Origin of the sequence: Streptomyces longisporoflavus, from assembly GCF_014649775.1 — a bacterium.
Lineage (GTDB): Bacteria > Actinomycetota > Actinomycetes > Streptomycetales > Streptomycetaceae > Streptomyces > Streptomyces longisporoflavus.
Genome location: NZ_BMTR01000003.1, coordinates 14619 through 38250, shown reverse-complemented (window position 1 = coordinate 38250; position 23632 = coordinate 14619). Strand labels below are relative to the sequence as shown.

At 69.7% G+C, this 23632-nt stretch carries 17 protein-coding genes; 7 read left to right on the top strand and 10 right to left on the bottom strand.

The features are described 5' to 3' along the window. Positions 1–202: 202 nt before the first annotated feature. Both IE226_RS06845 and IE226_RS06840 read right to left on the bottom strand, forming a co-directional pair. Positions 203–847, bottom strand: coding sequence for a response regulator transcription factor (locus tag IE226_RS06845; RefSeq protein WP_190080139.1), 645 nt, complete (start codon positions 845–847; stop codon positions 203–205). Beyond that, the gene (locus tag IE226_RS06840) at positions 835–2001 is read right to left on the bottom strand and encodes a sensor histidine kinase (protein WP_190080524.1); all 1167 of its coding nucleotides are present in this window, start codon (positions 1999–2001) and stop codon (positions 835–837) included. Before IE226_RS06840 ends, IE226_RS06845 begins: the two co-directional genes overlap by 13 nt. 210 nt (positions 2002–2211) lie before the next feature. Here IE226_RS06840 and IE226_RS06835 point away from each other — a divergent pair, with 210 nt between their 5' ends. Then, a complete protein-coding gene (locus IE226_RS06835) occupies positions 2212–2382 on the top strand; it encodes a hypothetical protein (protein ID WP_190080138.1) in 171 nt (56 codons plus the stop codon). Positions 2383–2421: 39 nt separating this feature from the next. On the opposite strand, the gene IE226_RS06830 is transcribed toward IE226_RS06835, so the two are convergent. Then, on the bottom strand, positions 2422–3054 hold the full coding sequence (locus IE226_RS06830; protein WP_190080137.1) for a TetR/AcrR family transcriptional regulator: 633 nt from the start codon (positions 3052–3054) through the stop codon (positions 2422–2424). Positions 3055–3245: 191 nt separating this feature from the next. Between IE226_RS06830 and IE226_RS06825 the strand changes: the two genes are divergently transcribed. Both IE226_RS06825 and IE226_RS06820 read left to right on the top strand, forming a co-directional pair. Beyond that, positions 3246–4166, top strand: coding sequence for an ABC transporter permease (locus tag IE226_RS06825; protein ID WP_190080136.1), 921 nt, complete (start codon positions 3246–3248; stop codon positions 4164–4166). Continuing rightward, positions 4159–4998 carry an ABC transporter ATP-binding protein gene (locus IE226_RS06820; protein ID WP_190080135.1) on the top strand — a complete coding sequence of 280 codons (840 nt, stop codon included), beginning with the start codon at positions 4159–4161 and terminating at the stop codon, positions 4996–4998. The genes IE226_RS06825 and IE226_RS06820 overlap by 8 nt, the downstream gene beginning before the upstream one ends. Before the next feature lie 41 nt (positions 4999–5039). Here the strand turns inward: IE226_RS06820 and IE226_RS06815 are convergent, their stop codons facing one another. The 3 genes from IE226_RS06815 to IE226_RS06805 form a co-directional block, all read right to left on the bottom strand. After that, positions 5040–6224, bottom strand: coding sequence for a glycosyltransferase (locus IE226_RS06815; RefSeq protein WP_229870583.1), 1185 nt, complete (start codon positions 6222–6224; stop codon positions 5040–5042). Next, positions 6221–9109 carry a bifunctional glycosyltransferase/CDP-glycerol:glycerophosphate glycerophosphotransferase gene (locus tag IE226_RS06810; protein ID WP_229870581.1) on the bottom strand — a complete coding sequence of 963 codons (2889 nt, stop codon included), beginning with the start codon at positions 9107–9109 and terminating at the stop codon, positions 6221–6223. Before IE226_RS06810 ends, IE226_RS06815 begins: the two co-directional genes overlap by 4 nt. Positions 9110–9277: 168 nt before the next feature. Further along, on the bottom strand, positions 9278–14224 hold the full coding sequence (locus IE226_RS06805) for an NAD-glutamate dehydrogenase (protein WP_190080133.1): 4947 nt from the start codon (positions 14222–14224) through the stop codon (positions 9278–9280). A gap of 581 nt (positions 14225–14805) precedes the next feature. Between IE226_RS06805 and IE226_RS06800 the strand changes: the two genes are divergently transcribed. Further along, positions 14806–15372: a DJ-1/PfpI family protein gene (locus IE226_RS06800; protein WP_190080132.1), complete on the top strand. Its 567-nt coding sequence runs from the start codon at positions 14806–14808 to the stop codon at positions 15370–15372. Between the two features lie 120 nt (positions 15373–15492). On the opposite strand, the gene IE226_RS06795 is transcribed toward IE226_RS06800, so the two are convergent. After that, positions 15493–16176, bottom strand: a complete 684-nt coding sequence (locus IE226_RS06795) for an HAD family hydrolase (protein ID WP_190080131.1) — start codon at positions 16174–16176, stop codon at positions 15493–15495. Positions 16177–16332: 156 nt separating this feature from the next. After that, positions 16333–16803, bottom strand: a complete 471-nt coding sequence (locus IE226_RS06790; protein WP_190080130.1) for a DUF6912 family protein — start codon at positions 16801–16803, stop codon at positions 16333–16335. A 353-nt stretch (positions 16804–17156) separates the two neighbouring features. Here IE226_RS06790 and IE226_RS06785 point away from each other — a divergent pair, with 353 nt between their 5' ends. Next, positions 17157–17669: an Rv3235 family protein gene (locus tag IE226_RS06785; protein WP_190080129.1), complete on the top strand. Its 513-nt coding sequence runs from the start codon at positions 17157–17159 to the stop codon at positions 17667–17669. A gap of 165 nt (positions 17670–17834) precedes the next feature. Here the strand turns inward: IE226_RS06785 and secA are convergent, their stop codons facing one another. After that, positions 17835–20678: a preprotein translocase subunit SecA gene (gene secA / locus IE226_RS06780; protein WP_190080128.1), complete on the bottom strand. Its 2844-nt coding sequence runs from the start codon at positions 20676–20678 to the stop codon at positions 17835–17837. Positions 20679–20912: 234 nt separating this feature from the next. Here secA and IE226_RS06775 point away from each other — a divergent pair, with 234 nt between their 5' ends. Then, the gene (locus tag IE226_RS06775) at positions 20913–21497 is read left to right on the top strand and encodes a GNAT family N-acetyltransferase (RefSeq protein WP_190080127.1); all 585 of its coding nucleotides are present in this window, start codon (positions 20913–20915) and stop codon (positions 21495–21497) included. A 73-nt stretch (positions 21498–21570) separates the two neighbouring features. Then, a complete protein-coding gene (locus tag IE226_RS06770; protein WP_190080126.1) occupies positions 21571–22803 on the top strand; it encodes a winged helix-turn-helix domain-containing protein in 1233 nt (410 codons plus the stop codon). Between the two features lie 16 nt (positions 22804–22819). Here IE226_RS06770 and IE226_RS06765 read toward each other — a convergent pair whose 3' ends face one another. After that, positions 22820–23563 carry a response regulator gene (locus tag IE226_RS06765; protein ID WP_190080125.1) on the bottom strand — a complete coding sequence of 248 codons (744 nt, stop codon included), beginning with the start codon at positions 23561–23563 and terminating at the stop codon, positions 22820–22822. Between the last annotated feature and the right edge of the window lie 69 nt (positions 23564–23632).

Sequence of the window (23632 nt, the reverse complement as noted above, 5' to 3'; positions counted from 1 at the left end):
GGTCCCGCCGCTCACCCCGACCGAACAAGCTCTCCCACCCACCCGCCCGATTACCCCGCGTCATCGGGCAGATGCGAGGCATGGGTGGGGCAGGCGGGCGGCGACGTGCCTCAACTACGGGAGAGCGGGCCCCGCACCCGCACCCGGCAATCAGAAGCGAGGACGCATACCCCAGACGCCCGGACCGCACCGGCCCCCGCCCCTACCCCCGGTTCAAGTACGCCAGTACGGCCAGCACCCGGCGATGCCCGCTGTCGGTCGGGGGCAGGCCCAGTTTCGCGAAGACGTTGCCGATGTGTTTGCTGACCGCGCGGTCGGACACCACCAGCGACGACGCGATCGTCCCGTTGTCCCTGCCCTCCGCCATCAGCTGGAGCACCTCCCGCTCGCGAGGCGTCAGCGAGTCGAGCGGATCGTCCCGCCGCCGGGTGAGGAGTTCCGTCACCACCTCGGGGTCCAACGCCGTCCCGCCCCCGGCGACCCGCTCCAGCGCGTCCAGGAACTCGTCGACCCGCCCCACCCGGTCCTTCAGCAGATAGCCGACCCCGCTCGCGCCCCCGCCGAGCAGCTCGGCGGCGTAGGTCTCCTCCACGTACTGCGACAGCACAAGCACCGGGAGCCCCGGAATCTCCTGCCGCGCCGCCAGCGCGGCCCGCAGCCCCTCGTCCCGGAACCCCGGCGGCATCCGCACGTCGAGCACGGCCACGTCGGGGCGGTGCTCGACGAGCGCCGGCAACACCTCCGGCCCGCTCGCGGCCACCGCCACCACCTCGTGCCCCGCGGAGGACAGCAACAGCACCATCCCCTCCCGCAGCAGCGCATTGTCCTCGGCGATCACCACGCGCACGGCAGCTCCACTTCGATCACGGTCGGCCCCCCGACGGGGCTCACCACTTCCACGGTCCCGTCGAGCGCGGCGACCCTGCGCCGCATCCCGGGCAGCCCACTGCCGCCCGAGTCGTCGGCCCCGCCCCGCCCCTCGTCACATACCGAGATCCTCAACATCCCGCCCGTACGCGAAAGTTCCACCGCGGCCTTCCGCGCACCGCTGTGCTTGGCCGCGTTGGTCAGCGCCTCCGCGATCACGAAGTACGCCGCCGCCTCCACGGCGGCGGGCGCCCGCGCCCCCTCGTCGACGCCCTCCGCCCGCACCGCCACATCGAGCCCGCTGCTCGCGGCGAGCGCACGCACCGCACCGACCAGACCCCGGTCCGTCAGGATCGGCGGATGAATCCCGCGCACGACATGCCGGAGTTCGGTCAGCGCCTCGTCGGCCTGGTCCTGCGCGTCGGCGAGGAGTTGCCGCGCCGTCTCGGGGTCCTTGTCGAAGGCCCGCCGCGCGAGCCCCACCCGCATCGACATCGCGACGAGCCGCGCCTGCGTACCGTCGTGCAAGTCCCTTTCGATGCGCCGCAGTTCGGCCCCGTGCGCGGCGACGGCGCCGGCCCGCGTGACGGTCAGCTCCTCGACCCGCTCGGTGAGCCGCGCGGCGCGCTCCGCCTCCGGTGAGGCCCGCAGCAGCGCCCCCGACCAGGCCGCCTCCAGATCGGCGATACGCGCCACCAGCGGAAGCACCACCGCCCGGCGGCCGAGCAGCCCGCACCACACGCCGTCGACCAGCATCCCGACGATGAACACCGGCAGCGCGACGTAAAGGAGCAGCCAGCCGTAGACGAAGTGCAGGCCGAGCCAGCGCAGATCGCGGTACGTCGCCGGGTCCGTGACCCCCGCCCGTACCCGCCGGCCGAGCGTGCCGGTCAGCGGCACGTACGCCTCGGGGATCTCCCTGCCCGTCCAGAGGGCGACGCGGCGCCGCTTGAAGCCGGCCATCCGGCGCAGCATGAGGACCGTCTCGGGCATGACACCCGCGCCGACGACAGTGAGCATCAGGACGAGGGTGAGGAGGATGACTCCGACGAAGAGGTACGAAGCCAGGGAGAGCAGCGCCGCCACGCCCAGATGCTCCAGGGCACGTTCCGTACGCCGCAGCGTCTCCCGCATGGTCATGGGTCACGAGGCTATGCGACCCCGCTCGCACACGCGGGCGAGGCCGCTCCCCGGCGGATGGTGTAGCGCGCTACACCCCCGGCCCGGGAGAACGCACCATCGTCAATCCGTACGCGCTCCGGGAGAGTTGATCACACCGCACATCGCACACCGCGCACCGCGTCCCGCACACCACCCACCACACACCACACCGAAAGGCCCGCCATGAAGGCCATGCTCTGGCTCGTCCTCGCGATCGCCCTCGTCGCCAACGTCTCCACCAGCTTCGCCTTCGACGGCGTGCAGCAGGTCCTGATCAGCGTCTGCACCGGCGTCGCCACGCTCGGTTCCGGCACGGCCCTGTTCCTGATGCGGGAGCGGCACCCCCAGCCCTGAGCCCGGTACTCAGAGCCTTGAGCAGCCCCGAGCCCGGACTCACAACGCCCGCAGCGCCGCCCCCGTAGCCGCGGCGAGGCTGCCCAGGTATCCCTTGGGCAGCTCGGCCCGCACCACCACGGACCGCCAGTAGAGCGGCCCCGACACCAGGTCGAGGGCGAGGTCCTCGTCGACCCCGTCCCGCACCTCGCCCCGCGCGACGGCGGCCCGCACGATGCCGTTCGCCACCCCGTGCTGCCCCTCCCGCAGCGCCTTCTGCAGCGCTTCCGCGATCTCCGGGTTGCGTGCCGCCTCCGCCTGCAGATCCGGGATCACCTGCGAGGCCACGGGATGGCGCAGGGCACGCGACGTCACCTCGTACAGGAGCCGCAGATCTCCCTCCAGGGAGCCGGTGTCCGGCGTCGGCAGGCCCTGGACCGCTATCGCCGACACCAGGTCGAGCACGAGATGCAGCTTGGAGCGCCAGCGGCGGTAGACCGCGGTCTTGCCGACGCCCGCGCGGCGCGCGATGCCCTCGATGGACATGCGCGCGTACCCGACCGCCGCAAGCTCCTCGAAGACGGCCGCCCGGATGGCCTCGGTCACGTCCTCGCGGAGCACCGCGGCCCCGGCGGGCGCCCTGCGGCGCGGCTGCCCGGGCGGTTGTTCATCTCCTGGCCTGCTCGTCGTCATACGGACAGCATAGAACGTGACGACGATACGGTTGCGTTCCGACGTCGCTTGGTCCTACTCTCGACGTAGCGACGATACGGACCCGTCCCGACGTAAATCCGGCACGGACGTAGGTTCGGCGCGGACGTAGGTCCGGCACGGACAAGTCCGGAACATTCGCACCCCACGGCTCCCGAGTGAAAGCAGCGGACGTGAGTCAGGTCCTCGACGCCCCACCGGCACCGCACCGCCCCGCGGCCGCCGCACCCGACCCCGCCGAGCTCGCCGCCCTGCACGGCCTGACCGTCAGCGGCGCCCGCCCCACGCTCCCCGGGTACGTCCGGCAGCTGTGGCAGCGCCGCCACTTCATCACCGCCTTCGCGACCGCCAAGCTCACCGCCCAGTACAGCCAGGCGAAGCTGGGCCAGGTCTGGCAGGTGATGACGCCGCTCCTGAACGCGGCGGTCTACTACTTCATCTTCGGCCTGCTGATGAACACCAGGCACGACGTCCCCGACTACGTCCCGTTCCTGGTCACCGGCGTCTTCATCTTCACGTTCACGCAGAGCTCGGTGATGGCCGGCACCCGCGCCATCGCCGGCAACCTCGGCCTGGTCCGTGCCCTGCACTTCCCGCGGGCCGCGCTGCCGATCTCGTTCAGCCTCCAGCAGCTCCAGCAGCTCCTGTTCTCCATGGGCGCGCTGGTCGTGATCCTGCTCTGCTTCGGCGTCCCGCCGACGCTGTCCTGGTTCCTGGTGGTCCCGGTCCTGGTCCTTCAGTTCATGTTCAACACGGGTCTGGCCCTCGTCATGGCCCGTCTGGGCAGCAAGACCCCGGACATCGCCCAGCTGATGCCGTTCGTACTGCGTACGTGGATGTACGTGTCCGGCGTGATGTGGAGCATCGACGCGGTCCTCAAGGACCAGCACCTGCCGCACGTGCTCCAGGTCCTCCTGGAGTGCAATCCCGCCGCCATCTACATCGACCTGATGCGCTTCGCGCTCATCGACAGCTTCCACTGGGACCAGCTCCCGCATCTCGCCTGGGCCTGGGCCATCGGCTGGGCGCTGCTCGCCGGAGTCGGCGGGTTCATCTACTTCTGGAAGGCAGAGGAGACGTACGGCCGTGGCTGAGACGACAGCAACCACCACAGCGACCGATCACCCGGCGCCCACCCCCACCCACACCCCCGCCCCCACGGTCATCGTCGACGAAGTCGACATCGTCTACCGGGTGCACGGCGCCGGCTCCCCCTCCGGCCGCGGCAGCGCGACCGCCGCACTCACCCGCATCCTCAAGCGCGGCAAGGCCCGCGAAGAATCCGGCGTACGCAAGGTGCACGCCGTCAAGAAGGTCTCCTTCACCGCCCGCAAGGGCGAGGCCATCGGCCTGATCGGCACGAACGGCTCGGGCAAGTCGACCCTCCTGAAGGCGATCGCGGGGCTCCTTCCCGTCGAGAACGGCCGCATCTTCACCGACGGCCAGCCCTCACTGCTCGGCGTGAACGCGGCCCTGATGAACGACCTGACCGGCGAGCGCAACGTCCGCCTCGGCGGCCTGGCGATGGGGATGTCCCCGCAGCAGGTGCAGGAGCGCTACCAGGAGATCGTCGACTTCTCCGGCATCAACGAGAAGGGCGATTTCATCACGCTGCCCATGCGCACGTACTCCTCCGGCATGGCGGCCCGTCTGCGCTTCTCCATCGGCTCCGCCAAGGACCACGACGTACTGCTCATCGACGAGGCACTCGCGACCGGCGACCGCTCCTTCCAGAAGCGCTCGGAGGCCCGCATCCGCGAGCTGCGCAAGCGCGCGGGCACGGTCTTCCTGGTCAGCCACAACAACAAGTCGATCCGCGACACCTGCGAGCGCGTGCTCTGGCTGGAGCACGGCGAGCTGCGCATGGACGGCCCGACGGCGGACGTCCTGAAGGAGTACGAGCGCTTCACGGGCGGCAAGAAATAACCCTCACCGCCCGGAAGCCAACCCACCGCCCGGAAGCCAACTCACCGCTCCAGGAAGAGGAAAAGCTCCTCCCACCGCCGCACGACCGCCTCGGTCGTGTAGCGCTGGATGTTCACCCTGGCCAGCTCCCCCATCCGGTCCCGCAGCTCCTTGTCGGACATCAACGTGTCCAGCCTGCGCGCCAGTTCACCGGTGTTGCCGAGCCGCGCGAGCAGCCCGTCCTCCCCGTCCCGGACGATCTCGTGCACGCCCGGCGCGCAGTCGAACGCGGCGCACGGCACCGCCGTGGCCATCGCCTCCATCAGCGCGAGCGGGAAGCCCTCGCCCCGTGACGACTGCACGAACACCGATCCGCCCCGCAGCGCGCCCGGAACGTCGCTCGTCCGTCCCATCCATTCCACGGAGCCGTCGAGGCCGAGGGCGGTGCACTGCTTCTTGAGCTGCTCCTCGTCCTCGCCGGAGCCATAGATCCGCAGCTTCCAGTCCGGGTGCAGCGGCGCGACCTCCGCCCAGGTGTCCAGGAGCATGTCGATGCCCTTCTGGTCGTGCAGCCTGCCGATGCTGGTGACGATCTTCTCGGTGCGCCGCGAGGGCACCTCGGGCATGAACGGCAGCGGGTTCGGCATGAAGGACGCGTTGTTCAGGCCGCGTCTGATCCACAGATCGGCGTCCTCGCGGGTCAGCGCGAGCATCCGGTCGATGTCCTTGTAGTGCTTGCGCACGCGCGCGCCGCGCGAGGACGCCTGCGAGTAGCCGAACGACTCATGGCTCATGCCGATGACCAACAGGCCGCTGGTGTCGGCCAGTTCGACCCACTCCATCGCCCACACCTGCGTGACGATGACGACGGCGCCGGGTCCTGCCTGCGCGAACAGCGCGGTCAGCTTGGCGGCCTGCTCGTGCATGCCCCGCTCGCGCCGCGCGCGCAGCCTGCGCTCGGCCACGTTGAGCCGCCCCTTGATGCCGCGCGCCGGTCCGACGCGCGGCGGATGCTCGTCGTACAGGGTCGTGGTGGGGTAGGGCAGGTCCGTGCCGATGTCCTGCGGTTCGCCGGGCTCGGTGATGCCGATGACGTGCACGCGGTGGCCGCGCCCGGCGAAGAGTCCGGCCATCTGGTGGGACCAACTGGTGATCCCGCCCAGCTCGTTGACGCTGTTGGAGACGAAGAAGATGTCGCGTGTCCGCTGCGCCGTCGGGCTCGCTGCCTCGCTCACTGTCTGACTCACTTGGCGCTCCAGTGCGAGAAGAACTGATCGACGACGCTCCTGGCGGCATCGCCCCGGTCGTACTCGCCGAACTCGGCCACGAATCGCGCCCTCGCCGGCCCGTACTCAAGCACCTGCTCGTCCAGCGCCTTCAGCGCCGCGAACAGCTCGTCCTCGGTGTCGACCACCGGGCCAGGAGCCCGTTCCCGCAGGTCGAAGTAGGTGCCCCGGCCCTCGTGGACGTACTCCTCGTAGTCGTAGACGAAGAACAGCATCGGCCGGTCGAGGAGGGCGTAGTCGAACATCACGGAGGAGTAGTCGGTGATCATCGCGTCGGCGAGCCGGTAGAGCGGTGTGACGTCGTGGTGCGCGGAGACGTCGATGACGCGGCCCCGCACGGACGGCGGGAGCACCACGTGGTTGAGGTAGTGCGAGCGCACGAGCAGCACGTACCGGTCGCCGAACTCCTCCGCGAAACGCTCGACGTCGAAGGGCAGCGCGAAGCGCCCGTGCCGTCCGCCGTGCCTGCGGAAGGTCGGCGCGTAGAGGAGCACCTGCTTGTCCTCGGGTATGCCGAGTTCGGCTGCCAGCGGCCCGCGTTCGCGCACGCCGCTCGCGTCCTCCAGCCGCTTCGCCCGCACCAGTGCGTCGTTGCGCGGGTAGCCGACCCGCAGCAGCACCTTCTCCTTCAGGCGCAGGGCCTTCGCGAGGGTCCGCACGTCGTGCTCGGAGCGGATCAGGAAGCGGTCGAAGCGGCCGAGCACCCGCTCCTGCTCGTCCTGGCGCGCCTTGCCGCGCAGCTTCCACGCGGGCTCGTCGAAGCCCATGCGCTTGAGCGCCGAGCCGTGCCAGGTCTGGATGTACGTGGTCTCCGGCCGCTTGGTGAGCTTGAGGGGGTAGCTCTGGTTGTCGACCCAGAACTCGGCCTGCGCCAGGGCCCGCAGGTAAGGCAGCGACCAGCGCCGCACCAGTGTCGCGTCCCCGGGGAAGCCCTCGGGACTCCCGGCATACGACCACACGGCGTCGAATTCGAGACCCTGGCGCCGCATCTCCTCGTAGATCGCGCGCGGGCTGTCGCTGTACTGCTTGCCGAGGTGGCTCTCGAAGACGACCGTGCCCTTGCGCACGGGAAGGCGGCTGAACACCTCGTCGTACACGCGCAGTTTGTTCCTGCCGGAGGTGAGATCCTTGCGCAGCTTCTTCGCCCTGCGGAAACCGGACTTGGCCAGCCGTCCCGGCACGCCCCGGGTGCCGCGCGCCACCAGGTCCTGGATACGGCCGCTCGCCGCGTCCCTCGTGACGAGCCGGAACGCGAGGTGGCCGCGCTGCGAGACCTCGGGCTCCATGTGGTCGGCGACCAGGCGGGTCAGCCTCGGCCGCACCGGGAGCCGCCCCTGGGCGAGCCCCGGGTCGCAGGCGGTGAGCCGCGTCCTGGTGCGTACGCCGTCGGCGGTGAGGTGCAGGCGTACGTCCCACACCGCGTCGACGACGCCGAGCGGACGCAGCCGCCGGGCGAGGTCGACCGAGGCCTCCCAGGTCACCGCCTCCCCCTCGTACCGCACGACCGAGACCGGAAACCGGAAGGACTGCAGGCTGCGACGGCGCGCGGTGAACTCCAGCTCGGCGGTGAGCGCGGCGTCCGGACCCACGATGCCGAGCGGGTTGGCGATGCGGCCCGCCATCCGGACGGTGCCCGCCGACTCCTCGTACCGCGTGAGCACATTGCGCAGGAACATCTGGTCGAAGCGCTTGCCGTGATAGCCGAGCTCGGTCACGTCGAGGACCCTGCGGCCGAACGGGTCGTCGAGGTGCTCGGCGCACCAGTACACGCGGCCGTCCCGCTCGGCGAGCGGCGAGGAGATCTTGTCGCGGTTGGTGAGGGTGTCGACGGCGGGCAGCAGGTTCGCCCAGTCGCCCCGCTCCAGGAGGTAGGCGCAGATGGCCTGGATGGGCTGCACCTCGTCGTACGCGGCGCGGTCGAGACCGGCGAGATAGTCGCGGGCGAGTCCGGCGAACTCCTGCCGGTAGGAGTCGTCGCGGAACGGCAGGTCGCGCAGGTGGAGGACGAGGTCGTGCTTGAGGAACTTGATGTCCTTGAAGAGCCGCAGCTCGTCGAGGCCGCGCTCCGCGAGCAGCGCGTCGATCCTGCGGTGGATCTCCAGGCGGTGCCGGAAGTTGGTCATCTCGTGGCGCCGGTTGGTGACCGACTTGGCGGCGGCGCGCTCGTGGACGTGCCAGAAGTAGACCTGGTTCGGGATGAGGGTGATGCGCTCGGCCGCGAGGTAGGCCTCGGCTATGAACATCAGGTCCTCGTAGAACATCCCCTTGGGGAAGCGGAGGCTGTTCTCGACGAGGAAGTCGCGGCGGTAGAGCTTGTTCGTGGAGAGGGTGTCCCAGACGAACAGGTCGGGCAGCTCGGTGACCGACTCCAGGGTGCGGGTCGTGGCGTAGAGCCAGGGGTACCACTGGTCGCGCTTCTTGTTGCGGGTGTCCATCGACAGGCGTACGCAGAGCCCGGAGACGATGTCGGAGCCGTCGCGCTCGGCGGCTTCGAGGAGGTTGCGGCAGGCGTTGCGCTCCAGGACGTCGTCGCTGTCGAGGAACATCACGTGGCGGCCGACGGTGTATCCGATGCCCACGTTGCGGGGCTCGCCGCCCGCGCCGCTGTTCTCCGGCAGCTGGTAGGCCCGCACGCGCTCGGGGTGCTCGGCGGCGAGGCGCTGCGCCGTCGCGTACGAGTCGTCCGTGCTGCAGTCGTCGACGATGACGATCTCGACGCCGTGCAGCGTCTGGTCGAGCACTGACTGTACGGCGGTCGGCAGCCGCTCGGCGTCGTTGTAGACGATCACCACGACGGACACATCGGGCCTCGCCTGCGGCGTCACCCGCTCACCTATCGCTCCCATGTGTCCCTCCAGTCGCATACCAGCTCATCCTCATAATTATCGCTATTGACCGATTAGCGCCCTTCAGGGGGGTGTGTTTGGCCTAGTCCGGATACGCGAAAGAGGGGGTACGCGAAAGGGGGCGCCCCGGACCATCAGGCCCGGGGCGCCCCCTCGGCGTACGGCGGATTACGAGTGGGTCCGCAGCAGCGTCCTCATCGTCCGCATGGCGACCGACAGGTTCGCCAGGTCGAACGCGTCCGAGCTCTGGATCTCGTCCAGGGTCGCCCGCGACCGGCTCAGGATCGCCGCGTTCTTCTCCTCCCAGGCCTTGAAGCGCTGCTCGGGAGTGTCCTCGCCGTTCCCGGCGGCGAGCACGTCTGCCGTCAGGGCGGCGTGCGCCGCGTAGAGGTCCTCGCGGATCGACGCGCGGGCCATCGACTGCCAGCGGTCGGCCCGCGGCAGCTCGATGATGCGGTCCATAAGCTGGGTGATCCGCAGCCGGTCCGCGAGGTCGTAGTAGACCTCGGCGACGGCCAGCGGCTCCTTGTCCGTGCGCTCGGCGATCGCGACGATGTCGAGCGACGGGAAGGCCGAGGAGAACCCGGCGACCAGCTGGGCGAGTTCGTCGGGGACGCCCGCGCCCGTCAGCTCGTCGCGGATGCCCTGGTACCACTCCTGGTCGGAGCCGCGCAGGAGCTTGGGCAGCTCGGTCCAGACCTCGGCGACACCCTCGCTGAAGAAGTCGATGGTCTCGGCGAGCTGGAGCGGCTGCGGCCGGTTGTTGAGCAGCCAGCGCGTGCCGCGCTCGACGAGGCGGCGCGAGTGCAGCCGGATGCGCGTCTGCACGTCGGCCGCCACCACGTTGTCGAGCGCCTCGACCGCGTCCCAGACCTTGCTCAGACCGAAGATCTCACGGGCCGCGAGCTGCGCCCTGACGATCTCCTCCAGGGAGGCACCCGTCTCTTCGCGCAGCCGGTGCAGGAAGGTCGAACCACCGGTGTTCACCGTGTCGTTGACGAGCACCGTGGTGACGATCTCGCGGCGCAGCGCGTGCCCGTCGACCTGCTCGGGGAACTTCTCCCTGAGGGCCTGCGGGAAGTACGCGTGAAGCAGCCCGCGCAGGTAGTCGTCGTCCGGCAGCGTCGTCTGGATCAGCTCGTCGGCCGCCGTGATCTTCGTGTAGGCGAGGAGCACGGCGAGCTCGGGCTGGCTGAGCCCGCGCCCGGAGCTCAGGAGCTCACGGATCTGCCGGTCGCTGGGCAGGAACTCCAGGTCCCTGTTCAGGTGACCGTCACGGCCGAGGCGCCGCATGAAGCGCTGGTGGGCGTGGAGGAGCGAGGGGGACTGGAAGACCGCGTTCGACAGGGCGGTGTTCTGCGCGTAGTTGTTGCGCAGGACCAGGGTCCCGACCTCGTCCGTCATCGCGGCGAGGAACTTGTTGCGCTGCTTGACGGTCATGTCGCCGTTCGCGACGACCGAGTTGAGCAGGATCTTGATGTTCACCTCGTGGTCGGAGGTGTCCACGCCCGCGCTGTTGTCGATGGCGTCGGTGTTGATGCGCCCGCCGGCCCGCGCGAACTCGATGCGGCCCAGCTGGGTCAGGCCGAGGTTGCCGCCCTCGCCGACGACCTTGACGCGCAGATCGGCGCCGTTCACGCGAATCGCGTCGTTCGCCTTGTCGCCGACGTCGCTGTTCGACTCGGCCGACGACTTCACGTACGTACCGATGCCGCCGTTCCACAGCAGGTCGACCGGCGCCTGGAGGATCGCCTTCATCAGGTCGGCCGGGGTCATCTTCGCGATGCCCCGCTCGATGCCGAGCGCCTCGCGGATGTGGTTGTTCAGCTGGATCGCCTTGGCGCTGCGCGGGAAGATCCCGCCGCCCGCGGAGAGCAGCTCCTTGTTGTAGTCCGCCCAGGAGCTGCGCGGCAGCTCGAAGAGGCGGCGGCGCTCCGCGTAGGACGTCTCGGCGTCCGGCTTCGGGTCGATGACGATGTGCCGGTGGTCGAAGGCGGCCACCAGGCGGATGTGCTCGGAGAGCAGCATGCCGTTGCCGAACACGTCACCGGACATGTCGCCGACGCCGACGACCGTGAAGTCCTCGGACTGGGTGTCGGTGCCCAGCTCCCGGAAGTGCCGCTTGACGGACTCCCAGGCGCCGCGGGCGGTGATGCCCATGCCCTTGTGGTCGTAACCGGCGGAGCCGCCGGAGGCGAAGGCGTCGCCGAGCCAGAAGTTGTAGGACTGGGCGACCTCGTTCGCGATGTCCGAGAACGTCGCGGTGCCCTTGTCGGCGGCGACCACGAGGTAGGTGTCGTCCTCGTCGTGGCGCACGACGTCGGCCGGCGGCACGACCTCGCCCGCGACGAGGTTGTCGGTGATGTCGAGCAGCGCCGAGATGAACGTCTTGTAGCAGGCCACGCCCTCGGCGAGCCACGCGTCGCGGTCCACGGACGGGTCGGGCAGCTGCTTGGCGACGAAGCCGCCCTTGGCGCCGACCGGCACGATGACGGTGTTCTTCACCATCTGCGCCTTGACCAGGCCGAGGATCTCCGTACGGAAGTCCTCGCGCCGGTCGGACCAGCGAAGGCCACCGCGGGCGACCTTGCCGAAGCGCAGGTGCACGCCCTCGACGCGCGGCGAGTACACCCAGATCTCGTACGCCGGACGCGGCGCGGGGAGGTCGGGGATGGCCTGCGGGTCGAACTTCATGGAGACGTAGTTGTGCGGCTTGCCGCCCACGGCCTCCTGGAAGAAGTTCGTGCGCAGCGTCGCCTTGATGAGGGTGAGGAAGGCCCGCAGGATGCGGTCCTCGTCGAGCGACGCGACCTGGTCGAGCGCGCCGTCCACCTCTTCGAGGAGCCCGTCGGTCAGCTCGGTCCCGGCGCGCTGGCGGTCCGGCGACATCCGCGCCTCGAAGAGCGAGACGAGGAGGCGAGTGGTGTGGACGTTGTTGCGGAGGGTGTCCTCCATGTAGTCCTGGCTGAAGGTGGAGCCGGCCTGGCGCAGGTACTTGGCGTAGGCGCGCAGGACCATCGCCTGCCGCCAGTTGAGTCCGGCGCGCAGGACGAGGGAGTTGAAGCCGTCGACCTCGGCCTCGCCAGTCCAGGCGGCGGCGAAGGCCTCCTGGAAGCGCTCGCGGCCGTCGTCGCCGAGATAGTCGCCGTTGCCGTTCTGCGACTTGGGCAGGCGCAGGCCGAAGTCGTAGATCCAGGCGTTCGTACGGTCCGTGCAGCGCAGCTCGTAGGGGCGCTCGTCCGTGACCTCGACGCCCAGGCGCTGGAGCACCGGAAGGACCGCGGAGAGCGAGACCTGGCCGCCCGAGCGGTAGATCTTGAAGCGGCGCTCGCCGGGAGCGGCGCCCACCGGCTCGTACAGACTGAGGGCGAAGTCCTCGTGCCCCTGCTTCAGCTGCTCCAGGTGCTGGAGGTCGGCGACGGCGGCGCGCGGCGAGTGGTCGGCCTTGTAGCCCTCGGGGAAGGCGCCGGAGTAGCGGCGAAGCAGCTCGGCGGCGCGCTCCTCGCCGCATTCGGCGGTCAGCGCCTCGCCGAAGCCGTCGGCCCAGGAGCGGGCGGCCTCGACGAGCCTGGCCTCGATGCGGTCGGTGTCGGCGTCGGTGAGCTCCGCGAGCCCGCCGCCGGGCGCGACACGGACCACGAAGTGCAGCCGGGAGAGGATCGACTCCGTGTTCCAGGCGGTGAAGTCGACGCTGGTGCCGCCGAGCTCCTCCTTGAGGATGTCGATGATCCGCAGGCGCACGCCGGTGGTGTAGCGGTCACGCGGCAGGTAGACGAGGGCGGAGTAGTAGCGGCCGTACTCGTCCTTGCGCAGGTAGAGCCGCAGCCTGCGGCGCTCCTGGAGGTACAGCACGGACGTGACGATGGAGCGCAGCTCGTCGGGCGGGGTCTGGAAAAGCTCGTCGCGGGGGTAGGTCTCCAGAATCTGGAGGAGGTCACGCCCGTCGTGGCTGTTGGGCGAGAAGCCCGCGCCCTTGAGCACTTCCTGGACCTTGCGGCGGATGACGGGCACCCGGCGCACGGACTCGGTGTACGCGGCGGACGAGAAGAGCCCGAGGAAGCGCCGCTCACCGATGACGTTGCCCTCGGCGTCGAACTTCTTCACGCCGACGTAGTCGAGGTAGGACGGCCGGTGGACGGTCGCCCGGCTGTTGGCCTTGGTCAGCACGAGCAGCTTGTGCTCGCGGGCCTTGGCGCGCGCGTCCGCGGGCAGCCGGCTGAAGGAGGGGCTGACCGGATGGTCCTCCTCGCCCTCGTGCTTCGGGTCGGCGCGCAGGATGCCGAGGCCGGTGCCGGGCACGGCGGCGAGCGAGTCGTCCTGCGTCAGGTCGTACTCACGAAAGCCCAGGAACGTGAAGTGGTTGTCGGCGAGCCAGCGGAGCAGCTCGCGGGCCTCGTCGACCTCCTGGTCGCGCAGGTCGTCGGCGGTCGGCTCGGTGGGGAGTTCGTCGGCGATGCGCAGCGCGGCGTCGCGCATCTTCTCCCAGTCCTCGACGGTCTCGCGCACGTCCGAGAGGATGCGCAGCAGATCGGCGCTGATCTGCTTCAGGTCCCCGCGGTCGGTCTCACGGTCCATCTCGACGTGGATCCAGGACTCGGTGACGGCGTCGTGCGGGCGCTCCGCGCCGGGGCTCGTGAGGACCTCGAGGAGCTTGCCGGTCACGTCCCGTCGTACGACGACCTGGGGGTGGATGACGACGTGGATGCCGCGCCCCTGCCGCGTGAGCTCGTTGGTGACCGAATCCACCAGGAACGGCATGTCGTCGGTGACCACCTCGACGACGGAGTGGCTGCACGTCCAGCCGTTCTCCTCGACGGTCGGGGTGTGCACGCGGACGTTGGCCGTGCCCTGCGGGCGGTTCTCGGCAAGACGGTAGTGGGAGAAGGCTGCTCCGAAGACGTCGACCGGGTCGCGGTCGGCAAGGTCCTCCGGGGCGGTGTGCAGGTAGTAGCGCTGGAGGAACGCAAGGGCCGTGTCCTGGTCGGTCGTGGCCTTCTTGCCCTTCGACCCGGCTGGTGCGCCACTCGGTAGGCGGCCCCCGGCCGGGCTGTTCTCAGCTACCCGGGCCGCTCGTGTGAGCAGCTCGGCTTTGGCTTCGTCCAGCTTGTTCTGCATTGTCCTCTGACTCCTGTCGCGCGCCATTGCGTGACGTAGGCGGAAATGATCCGGCGTAACGCCACGACGCGGGGTCTCCGGTCGAAGTCGACGTTATGCCGCGGTGAGAGATGAGCGGGCGGTTATCCGCCATATTCAGCGGTTTCGCTGACCGATGGCCGGGATGGGTGGGCTGGCCGCACCGCGAAGAAGCGTCAGCGACGCCCCGGGCACGGATGTCCTCCGTGTTCCCCGGGCGCAGGGCGGGGGCGTACACGCCCCCGCGGGATATCGCGCTGATCACGGGTCAAGGCTATCGCCCTCCACCCGGGGATCGTCATGAGCCGTATGTGTACAAAAGCAGGGGTGGAACTTTGACACTCTGCACAGAGACTTTCGCGCCATCTGTCGGCGAGGGACCCCCGCCTCGAACCGGTGGGCCCTCTTGGCAAACCGGACGGGCGGATGCACGTTGAGCGGGAGGAACGGACAGCGCGCGACGGACCGGCCCGGTCCGTGCAGGACCGGGCCCGCGCAGGACCGGGCCCACGCAGGACCGGTCCGCCCACGACCGGTCGCCCACGATTGGGGAGCGAGCACCGATGGCAGCCAAGATCCTGATAGTGACCGGCGACGCGGCGGAGTCACTCGAAGTCCTCTACCCCTACCAGCGGCTGCGCGAGGAGGGGTACGACGTCCACGTCGCCGCCCCCGCCCGCAAGAAGCTGCGGTTCGTGGTGCACGACTTCGAGCCGGGGTTCGACACGTACACGGAGAAGCCCGGCTACACCTGGCCCTCGGACCTCGCCTTCTCCGAAGTCGACCCCGGCCAGTACGCCGCCCTGGTGATCCCGGGCGGCCGGGCCCCGGAGTACCTGCGCAACGACCCGGAGCTCCGCAAGATCCTCAAGTCCTTCTTCGACTCGGACAAGCCGGTCGCGCAGATCTGCCACGGCCCGCTCCTGACGGCGGCGATCGGCGGCCTCAGCGGCCGCACGGTCACGGCGTATCCGGCCCTGGAACTGGACATGCAGGCGTCGGGCGCAACGTTCAGGGACGCGGAGGTGGTGGTCGACGGCACCCTGGTCTCGGCCCGCGCCTGGCCGGATCACTCGGGCTGGATGAGGGAATTCCTGACGGTACTGCGGGCGAAGGCGCCGGTTACCTAGGGGGCGGGCCGGGGGCCGGGGCGGCGACCTGGAGGCGGCTGGCTCGTGCGTCGGGCGGCGCCGGTGTGGCTCAGGCGGCGGCCTGGAGGCGGCTCGCGTGCCGGGCGGCGCCGGTGTGACTCAGGCGGCCGCCGCGAGCTGCTCGGCCACTTCCACGGCCTCGTCGAGACTGTCGACCACCGGAACCCGGGCTCCGACGGCCTCCAGGCTGGCCCGGCTGTGCGAGCCGCCGGTGTAGAGCACGGCCTGCGCGCCCACGTGCGCCGCGGCCACGGCATCGTCGACGGCGTCGCCGATGACCACGACCCGCTCGGCGGCGGCAACCCCTTCCAGGGCCGCCAGGTGCCGCACCATCCGCTCGGCCTTGCCGGCGTGCGAGGTGTCCATGCGCCCGTCGATGCGCACGAAGTGCCCCTCGATACCGTGCCGCCGCACGATCGGCACGAGGTGCTCGTGCGGCGCGAGGGAGAGCAGCGACTGCGTACGCCCGGCCGCCCGCCGCGCCGCGAGCAGCTCGGCCGCACCCTCGGCGAGGCCGCAGGCTTCAGCCCTGGCCCAGTAGTGCTTGTGGAAGACGGCGTCCATGACCTGCCACTCGGCGTCCGTGGGCAGGCGCCCCATGAGCCGCTCGTAGAACAGGGGGACGGGGACGCAGTACAGATCGCGGTACCGCTCAAGGGTGATCGGGTCGAGCCCGATCTCCGCGAACGACGCGTTCGTCGAGTCGATCACCGCATGTATGTCATGCAGCAGAGTCCCGTTCCAGTCCCAGACAATATGCGCCCCGCGCAGCAACTTCCCCATAGAAGGACGGTACCCGCACCCTCCATCACCCCACTCCCGGTTTTCCGAGCGGGGCGGGACGCGGGGCAATCGGGCGGGTGGGCGGGAAAGGCCCGTTCGGCCAGAAAGAAACGCGGGCCCGCACACCCCTCCGCCCAAGCCCCGCAGGGAAACCCCTCAACCGATCAACGAAGGAATCTCCTGCGTGGCAAACCACAACAGCTCATGATCCTCGACCGCATCCCCCGACCCCCCGGCCGACACCGCCGCGGCAACATCCGCCTCAGCCTCCCCCGCGTCCACATGCACGGCGGCAACCTTCTTCAACCCCAGCACCCCGGCCACCCGCACCTCACCAAGCGACTCCGCACCATCAACCACCTCAACCCCGGCATCTGGCACATCCGCAGCCACAACAACCCGCCTTGGAGCAGCCCCGGCAGCCCCGGCCTCCCCGGCGATCAACCGCAACGAAGCAGCCGCAGCCTGGTACAGAGCGGCATACTCCAGCTCCTCCACGTCATCGGAGGCGACCCACTCACGCAGCGAGGGCGTCACCGCATAGGCGGTCAGCGGCGCAGGCCCCAGCTCGCCCGCCTTGTGCACCTCGGCGAGGCGGCTCAGGGTCAGGGGAACGTAGACGCGCATGACGACCCGCTTTCAAAGTCGAGGGCAGAGAACCAGAAACGGAAAAAGACCGGAATCCGGAAGCCGAAAGGTCAAGCAACAGACCCCCAGAATACGCGCGGGAGTCCCCCTTCGAGCTGCGCCCCACCCCCGCCCCGCACGTCACCCCGCACCCCCGCCCTTCACCCGGCACACCCCGGCGCCCCCAAGGCACGAGCCGCTCCCCGTCACCCGGATAAGTGACTCCGCCGCCCCTCACCTTCAACCCCGAGACCTCTTGCAGCCCCCGCCTCCGCCCCCGTACAAGATCTCCCACGGAAGTTACTCCCCGGTACCAAGCAAGACCGGGACAGCGAAGCCGGAGGCGACACGGCATGCACAAGGTGATGACCAGGCCCCGCACCCGCCAGGCAGGGGCACCCACCCGCCCCCCGACCCGCACGGACCCCCGCCGCCCCACGGCGGCCCGCACACCCACGGCGGCCCGCACACCCACGGCGGCAGCGCGCACACCCGCGCGCCCCTTGCGCCCCACCCGCCCCCTCAGGACCCCACCCCAACCCCCACCGCACCCCACGGAGCTCTTCACCGAGCGCCTGCTCCTGGTACTCAGCGGCCAGAAGCCGGTCCACTGGGCGGCCCGCCACATCGCCCACACCGCCTTCGACGAACTGACCCGCCTCGCCGAGCTCGCCCCGCTGACCGTGAACGGCCGCCGCCCCACGGTCCACCGCATCGGCCACTACGAGCCACGCCCCGGCGTCTACGAGGTCTTCGCGCGGATCGGCACGGGCCCGGTCCTCAGGGCACTGGCCTTCCGCCTGCACCTGGGAGCGGACCAGAAATGGCGCTGCACAGCGGTAGAGGTGGCCACCCCGCCGGGATAGCAACGCAAAGAGCCAAGCAACGCAAAGAGCCAGGCACCGCAAGGCCCAGGCACCGCAAAGCCCAGGCACCGCAAGGGCTAGGCAACACAGAGGGCCGGACAAGACAAGGGCCGGGCACCCCAAGGTGCCCGGCCCTCCGCACTGCTCAAAGCAAGCGACCCGCAACTACTTCTTGCGGCGACGCCCGCCCTTCTGGGCCTTGCGCCGCTCTGCCCGCGTCATCCCGTCCGACTCGGACCGCACACCCGCGTCCTCGGTCTCGAAGTCACCCTCGTCGACACCGCCCTCGGCGTTCGGCGCCTGGAAGTGGAGACGGTCGGGCCGCTGCGGGGCCTCAAGGCCCTTGGCGCGGATCTCGGGACGACCGCCACCGGCGGGCACGGCGTCCTTCTTCTCCAGGGAAGCGCCACCCGCGGCCGAGTCCGCCACCGGAACCTCCTCGACCTGCTGCTCGACCTGGACCTCCAGGTTGAACAGGTAGCCGACGGACTCTTCCTTGATGCCGTCCATCATGGCGTTGAACATGTCGAAGCCCTCGCGCTGGTACTCGACCAGCGGGTCCTTCTGCGCCATGGCACGCAGGCCGATGCCCTCCTGGAGATAGTCCATCTCGTAGAGGTGCTCGCGCCACTTGCGGTCGAGGACCGAGAGAACGACCCGCCGCTCCAGCTCACGCATGATCTCGGAGCCGAGCTGCTCCTCACGCGCCTCGTACTGCTGGTGGATGTCGTCCTTGATGGCCTCGGAGATGAACTCGGCGGTCAGCCCCGCGCGGTCGCCCGCGTCCTCCTCCAGCTCCTCGATGGTCACCTTCACCGGGTAGAGCTGCTTGAAGGCGCCCCACAGCCGGTCGAGGTCCCACTCCTCGGCGAAGCCCTCGGCGGTCTCCGCCGCGATGTACGCCTCGATCGTGTCGTCCATGAAGTGCGTGACCTGCTCCTGGAGGTTCTCGCCCTCCAGGACGCGGCGACGCTCGCCGTAGATGACCTCGCGCTGGCGGTTGAGGACCTCGTCGTACTTCAGGACGTTCTTACGCGTCTCGAAGTTCTGCTGCTCGACCTGCGACTGGGCGGACGCGATCGCGCGCGTCACCATCTTGTTCTCGATCGGCACGTCGTCCGGGACGTTCGCCATGGCCATCACGCGCTCGACCATCTGCGCCTTGAACAGGCGCATCAGGTCGTCGCCGAGCGAGAGGTAGAAGCGGGACTCGCCGGGGTCGCCCTGCCGGCCGGAACGACCGCGCAGCTGGTTGTCGATGCGGCGCGACTCGTGGCGCTCGGTACCGAGGACGTAGAGCCCGCCCAGGCTCTTGACCTCCTCGAACTCCGCCTTCACGGACCGCTCGGCCTTCTCCAGGGCGGCGGGCAGCGCGGCGGCCCACTCCTCGACGTGCTCGACGGGGTCGAGGCCGCGCTGGCGCAGCTCCGCCTCGGCGAGGTCGTCGGGGTTGCCGCCGAGCTTGATGTCCGTGCCTCGTCCGGCCATGTTCGTGGCGACGGTGACGGCGCCCTTGCGGCCGGCCTGGGCGACGATGGTCGCCTCCCGGTCGTGCTGCTTGGCGTTGAGCACCTCGTGCTGGACACCGCGCTTGGAGAGCTGCTGGGAGAGGTACTCCGACTTCTCCACGGAGGTCGTGCCGACCAGGATCGGCTGGCCCTGCTCGTGCTTCTCGGCGATGTCGTCGACGACGGCGGCGAACTTCGCGACCTCGGTGCGGTAGATCAGGTCCGACTGGTCGGCGCGGACCATGGGCCGGTTCGTCGGGATCGGCACGACGCCCAGCTTGTAGATCTGGTGGAACTCGGCGGCCTCGGTCATGGCCGTACCGGTCATGCCGCAGAGGCCGGGGGTTTCCTTGCCCGCGTGGTCATGGCGCTTGTAGAGGCGGAAGAAGTTCTGGAGGGTGATCGTGGCCAAGGTCTGGTTCTCGTCCTTGATGTCCACCCCTTCCTTCGCCTCGATCGCCTGGTGCATGCCCTCGTTGTAGCGGCGGCCGGCGAGGATACGGCCGGTGTGCTCGTCGACGATCATGACTTCGCCGTCGATGACGACGTAGTCCTTGTCCTTCTTGAAGAGTTCCTTGGCCTTGATGGCGTTGTTGAGGTAACCCACGAGCGGGGTGTTCACCGACTCGTACAGGTTGTCGATGCCCAGCCAGTCCTCGACCTTGGAGACACCGGACTCGTGGATGGCGACGGTGCGCTTCTTCTCGTCGACCTCGTAGTCCCCGGTCTCCTCGATGCCCTTGAGGGTGTTGCCCGCCTCGCCCTTGGTGAGGCGGGTGACCAACTTGGCGAAGTCGCCGTACCACTTGGTGGCCTGGTCGGCGGGGCCGGAGATGATCAGCGGCGTACGGGCCTCGTCCACCAGGATCGAGTCGACCTCGTCGACGATCGCGAAGTTGTGGCCGCGCTGGACCAGTTCGTCCTTCGACCACGCCATGTTGTCGCGGAGGTAGTCGAAGCCGAATTCGTTGTTCGTGCCGTACGTGATGTCGCACGCGTACTGCTCGCGGCGCTGGGCCGGCGTCATGTTGGCGATGATGCAGCCGACGCTCAGGCCCAGGAACTTGTGGACGCGGCCCATCATCTCGGAGTCGCGCTCGGCCAGGTAGTCGTTGACCGTGATGAGGTGCACGCCCTTGCCCGACAGGGCGTTGAGGTACGCGGGAAGGGTGCCGACGAGCGTCTTGCCCTCACCGGTCTTCATCTCGGCCACATATCCGAGGTGCAGCGCGGCGCCGCCCATCATCTGGACGTCGTAGTGCCGCTGGCCGAGGACGCGCTTGGCGGCCTCACGCACCGTGGCAAAGGCTTCGGGGAGGAGGTCGTCAAGGGTCTCGCCGTCGGCGTAACGCTCCTTGTACTCCTCGGTCAGCGCGCGCAGCTCGGCGTCGGAGAGGCTGACGAAGTCCTCTTCGATGGAGTTGACCTGGTCCGCGATGCGGTGCAGCTTGCGCAGGATCTTGCCTTCGCCTGCACGCATGATCTTCGAGAGGACGGACACGGGGGTTGGTCTCCTTGCCGGTCGGGCCTGGCATGGTCGGTTTACTCATAGGGCAACGGCCATCGTAAGCGAGGAGCGGGCCGCGCCGGGAGGTCTGCCGATACGTCAACGGGCGGGGGGCCTGGAAGGTGCCGGGTTGTGCCGATCAGCGCTCGGCGAAATGCGGGCGAAAGGCAGGCGAAAGGCAGGCCAAAAGCACTGGCCTCCGGCCCTCCGCCCCCGCAGAATCACCGGATGGAGCCCGTCACCCTCACCACCGAACGCCTGATCCTGCGCGCCTTCACGCCCGCCGACACGGACGAGACGTACGAAGCCTGCCAGGACGCCGGCATCCAGCGCTGGACCACGGTCCCCTCGCCCTACGCGCGCACGGACGCGGCAGGCTTCGTCACCCGGATGGTGCCGGACGGCTGGCGCCACGACACGGAGTACACCTTCGCCGCACGGCCGCGGGACGGCGGGCCCCTGATCGCCGCCGCCAGCCTGCACCACCCGCGTTCGGGGGCCTGGGAGGTCGGCTTCTGGACCGCGGAGAAGTACCGCGGCAGCGGCTACATGACGGAGATCGTCCTGGAGCTGGCCAGGTGGGCCTTCACCGATCTGGGCTGCACCCGCCTGGAGTGGCGCGCCGAGGTCGGCAACACGGGCTCGCGCGCGGTGGCGGAGAAGGCGGGCTTCGTCGTCGAGGGCGTCCTGCGCGGCGGGCTGCTGAACAAGGCCACGCTCCGTGACTGCTGGGTGGGCGCCCTGCTGCCCGGCGACATCGGCCTGCCGTCGGTCCTGCCGTATCTGCCGGCCAGGGAGTCGGCCGGGAACTGAGACCCGCCCCGGTCACCCGGTGATTCCCGCAGGCCAGGGGGCGTTGTCAGTGGCGCCCCCTATCGTTTCCGGCATGACGAGCCTGCCGCGCCCCGCCATCGACCTCTCCGCCGACGAGGCCCGCCGCATCGCGCTCCGCGCCCAGGGTTTCCTCGGCGCCCCGGACCGCAGGTCCGGTGTGCGGGGCGTGCTGCGGCATCTCGGCGCGGTGCAGCTCGACACGATCTCGGTCCTGGCCCGCTCCCACGAGCTCATCGCGTACGCCCGCCTCGGAGCCGTGGGCCGCGACACGGTCGAGGCCGCGTACTGGGACGGAGCGTCCCCGGACGCGGGCAAGGGCGAGGGCAAGGTCTCCGGCAAGGGCAAGAGCAAGAGCCCTGCCCGTCCGCACGCCTTCGAGTACTGGTCGCACGCCGCGTGCATCCTGCCCATCGAGGAGTGGCCGCACTTCGCCTTCCGCCGCCGCGCCTACCGCACCCGCCCGCACTGGCACCACGACCTGCCCGACGGCGCGTACGACACGGTCATCAAGCAGCTCACCGCCGAAGGCCCCCTCACCGCCACGCAACTGGGCGGCGCGAAGAACAAGGGCGAGTGGTGGGACTGGTCGGACGCGACGGTCGCCGTCGAGCGCGCACTGATGTACGGCGAAGTGGTCTGCACCGAGCGCCGCAGCTGGAAGCGGGTGTACGACCTCGCGGAGCGCGCGATCCCGGACACGCTGCTCCATGACGACCTGGACGACGCGGAGTGCCTGCGCCGCCTGGTCCGCCTCGCCGGGCAGTCGCTCGGCGTCGGTACGCGCGCGGACATCGCGGACTACCACCGCCTCAAGGGCGAGCAGTTCGACGCGGTGGTCGCGGACTCGGGCCTGGTCCCGGTGACGGTGCAGGGCTGGGACAAGCCCGCCTGGGCCGACCCCGCGGCCCTTGAGACGGCCCCGCGCGGCCGCCACCGCACGACGCTCCTGTCCCCTTTCGACTCCCTCATCTGGGAGCGGGCGCGGACGGAGCGGATCTTCGGCTTCACCCACCGCCTCGAGGCGTATGTCCCCAAGCCCAAGCGGATCCACGGCTATTTCGCGATGCCGGTGCTCGCCGGGGGCCACCTGGTCGGCCGCGTGGACCCCGCCCGCGAGGGCAGCACGCTGGTCGCCAAGCAGGTGTCGCTGGACGGCGCCAAGGCCGTGCCCGCGGTGGCGCAGGCGCTCCGCGAGGCAGCGACGTGGGTGAACTGCGATTCCGTACGGGTGGAGCGCGTGGACCGTCCCGAGCTGACCGCCGAGCTGGTCCGCGCCCTGGGCTGAGCCCGCGGCGGGGGCCTCACCTGATCTCGAGGATCTTCTCCCGCATCGCGTACACGACAGCCTCCATCCTGGAGTGCAGCTGGAGCTTCTCCAGGATGTTGCGCACGTGGTTCTTCACGGTGTTCTCGGAGATGAACAACTCCTTCGCGATGTCGCGGTTGTTCATCCCCGTGGCCACCAGCTTCAGCACTTCCAGTTCGCGGTCGGTCAGCCGCGGCGCGGGCACCAGCCTGCGTTCGTCGGTGCGCTGGATCATCGACTTGAACTCGGTGAGCAGTTTCGACGCCATGGACGGACTGATCTGCGACTGCCCGTCGGCCACCGCGCGAATCGCCGTGGCCACCTCGTCCGTGGAGATCTCCTTGAGGAGATAGCCCGTGGCTCCGGCCTTGATCGCGTCGTAGAGGTCGGCCTCCTCGTCGCTGATCGTCAACATGATGATCTTGGCGCTCGGCGCCACCTCCTTGATGGAGGTGCACGCCTCGATGCCGCCGCGCTTGGGCATGCGTACGTCCATGAGGATGATGTCCGGCAACAGGTCCGCCGCCTTGTCCACCGCCTCGGCGCCGTCACCCGCCTCGCCGACCACCTGGATGTCCTCCTCGGCCGCGAGGACGATCTCAAGGCCGCGGCGGAAGAGCGCGTGGTCGTCCACCACAAGGACCCTGATGGGCTCCTTGCGGGATGCGCCCGCATCCGTGCCGATGCCGATGCCGTGGTCGGCACCCTCATCCCGCATCGGTCCGAAGCTGTCCGCCATCGTTCCTCCCCCTGAAGGCCATGGCCCCGTTGTGCGTCGACTGCCGCCAACCCGTCCGCCAACCCGGGG

Coding starts and splice junctions, on each gene's coding strand:
- IE226_RS06840 (WP_190080524.1), bottom strand. CDS start 2,001: ATGCGGGAGACGCTGCGGCGTACGGAACGTGCCCTGGAGCATCTGGGC.
- IE226_RS06835 (WP_190080138.1), top strand. CDS start 2,212: ATGAAGGCCATGCTCTGGCTCGTCCTCGCGATCGCCCTCGTCGCCAAC.
- IE226_RS06830 (WP_190080137.1), bottom strand. CDS start 3,054: ATGACGACGAGCAGGCCAGGAGATGAACAACCGCCCGGGCAGCCGCGC.
- IE226_RS06810 (WP_229870581.1), bottom strand. CDS start 9,109: ATGGGAGCGATAGGTGAGCGGGTGACGCCGCAGGCGAGGCCCGATGTG.
- IE226_RS06805 (WP_190080133.1), bottom strand. CDS start 14,224: ATGCAGAACAAGCTGGACGAAGCCAAAGCCGAGCTGCTCACACGAGCG.
- IE226_RS06800 (WP_190080132.1), top strand. CDS start 14,806: ATGGCAGCCAAGATCCTGATAGTGACCGGCGACGCGGCGGAGTCACTC.
- IE226_RS06795 (WP_190080131.1), bottom strand. CDS start 16,176: ATGGGGAAGTTGCTGCGCGGGGCGCATATTGTCTGGGACTGGAACGGG.
- IE226_RS06790 (WP_190080130.1), bottom strand. CDS start 16,803: ATGCGCGTCTACGTTCCCCTGACCCTGAGCCGCCTCGCCGAGGTGCAC.
- IE226_RS06785 (WP_190080129.1), top strand. CDS start 17,157: ATGCACAAGGTGATGACCAGGCCCCGCACCCGCCAGGCAGGGGCACCC.
- IE226_RS06775 (WP_190080127.1), top strand. CDS start 20,913: ATGGAGCCCGTCACCCTCACCACCGAACGCCTGATCCTGCGCGCCTTC.
- IE226_RS06770 (WP_190080126.1), top strand. CDS start 21,571: ATGACGAGCCTGCCGCGCCCCGCCATCGACCTCTCCGCCGACGAGGCC.
- IE226_RS06765 (WP_190080125.1), bottom strand. CDS start 23,563: ATGGCGGACAGCTTCGGACCGATGCGGGATGAGGGTGCCGACCACGGC.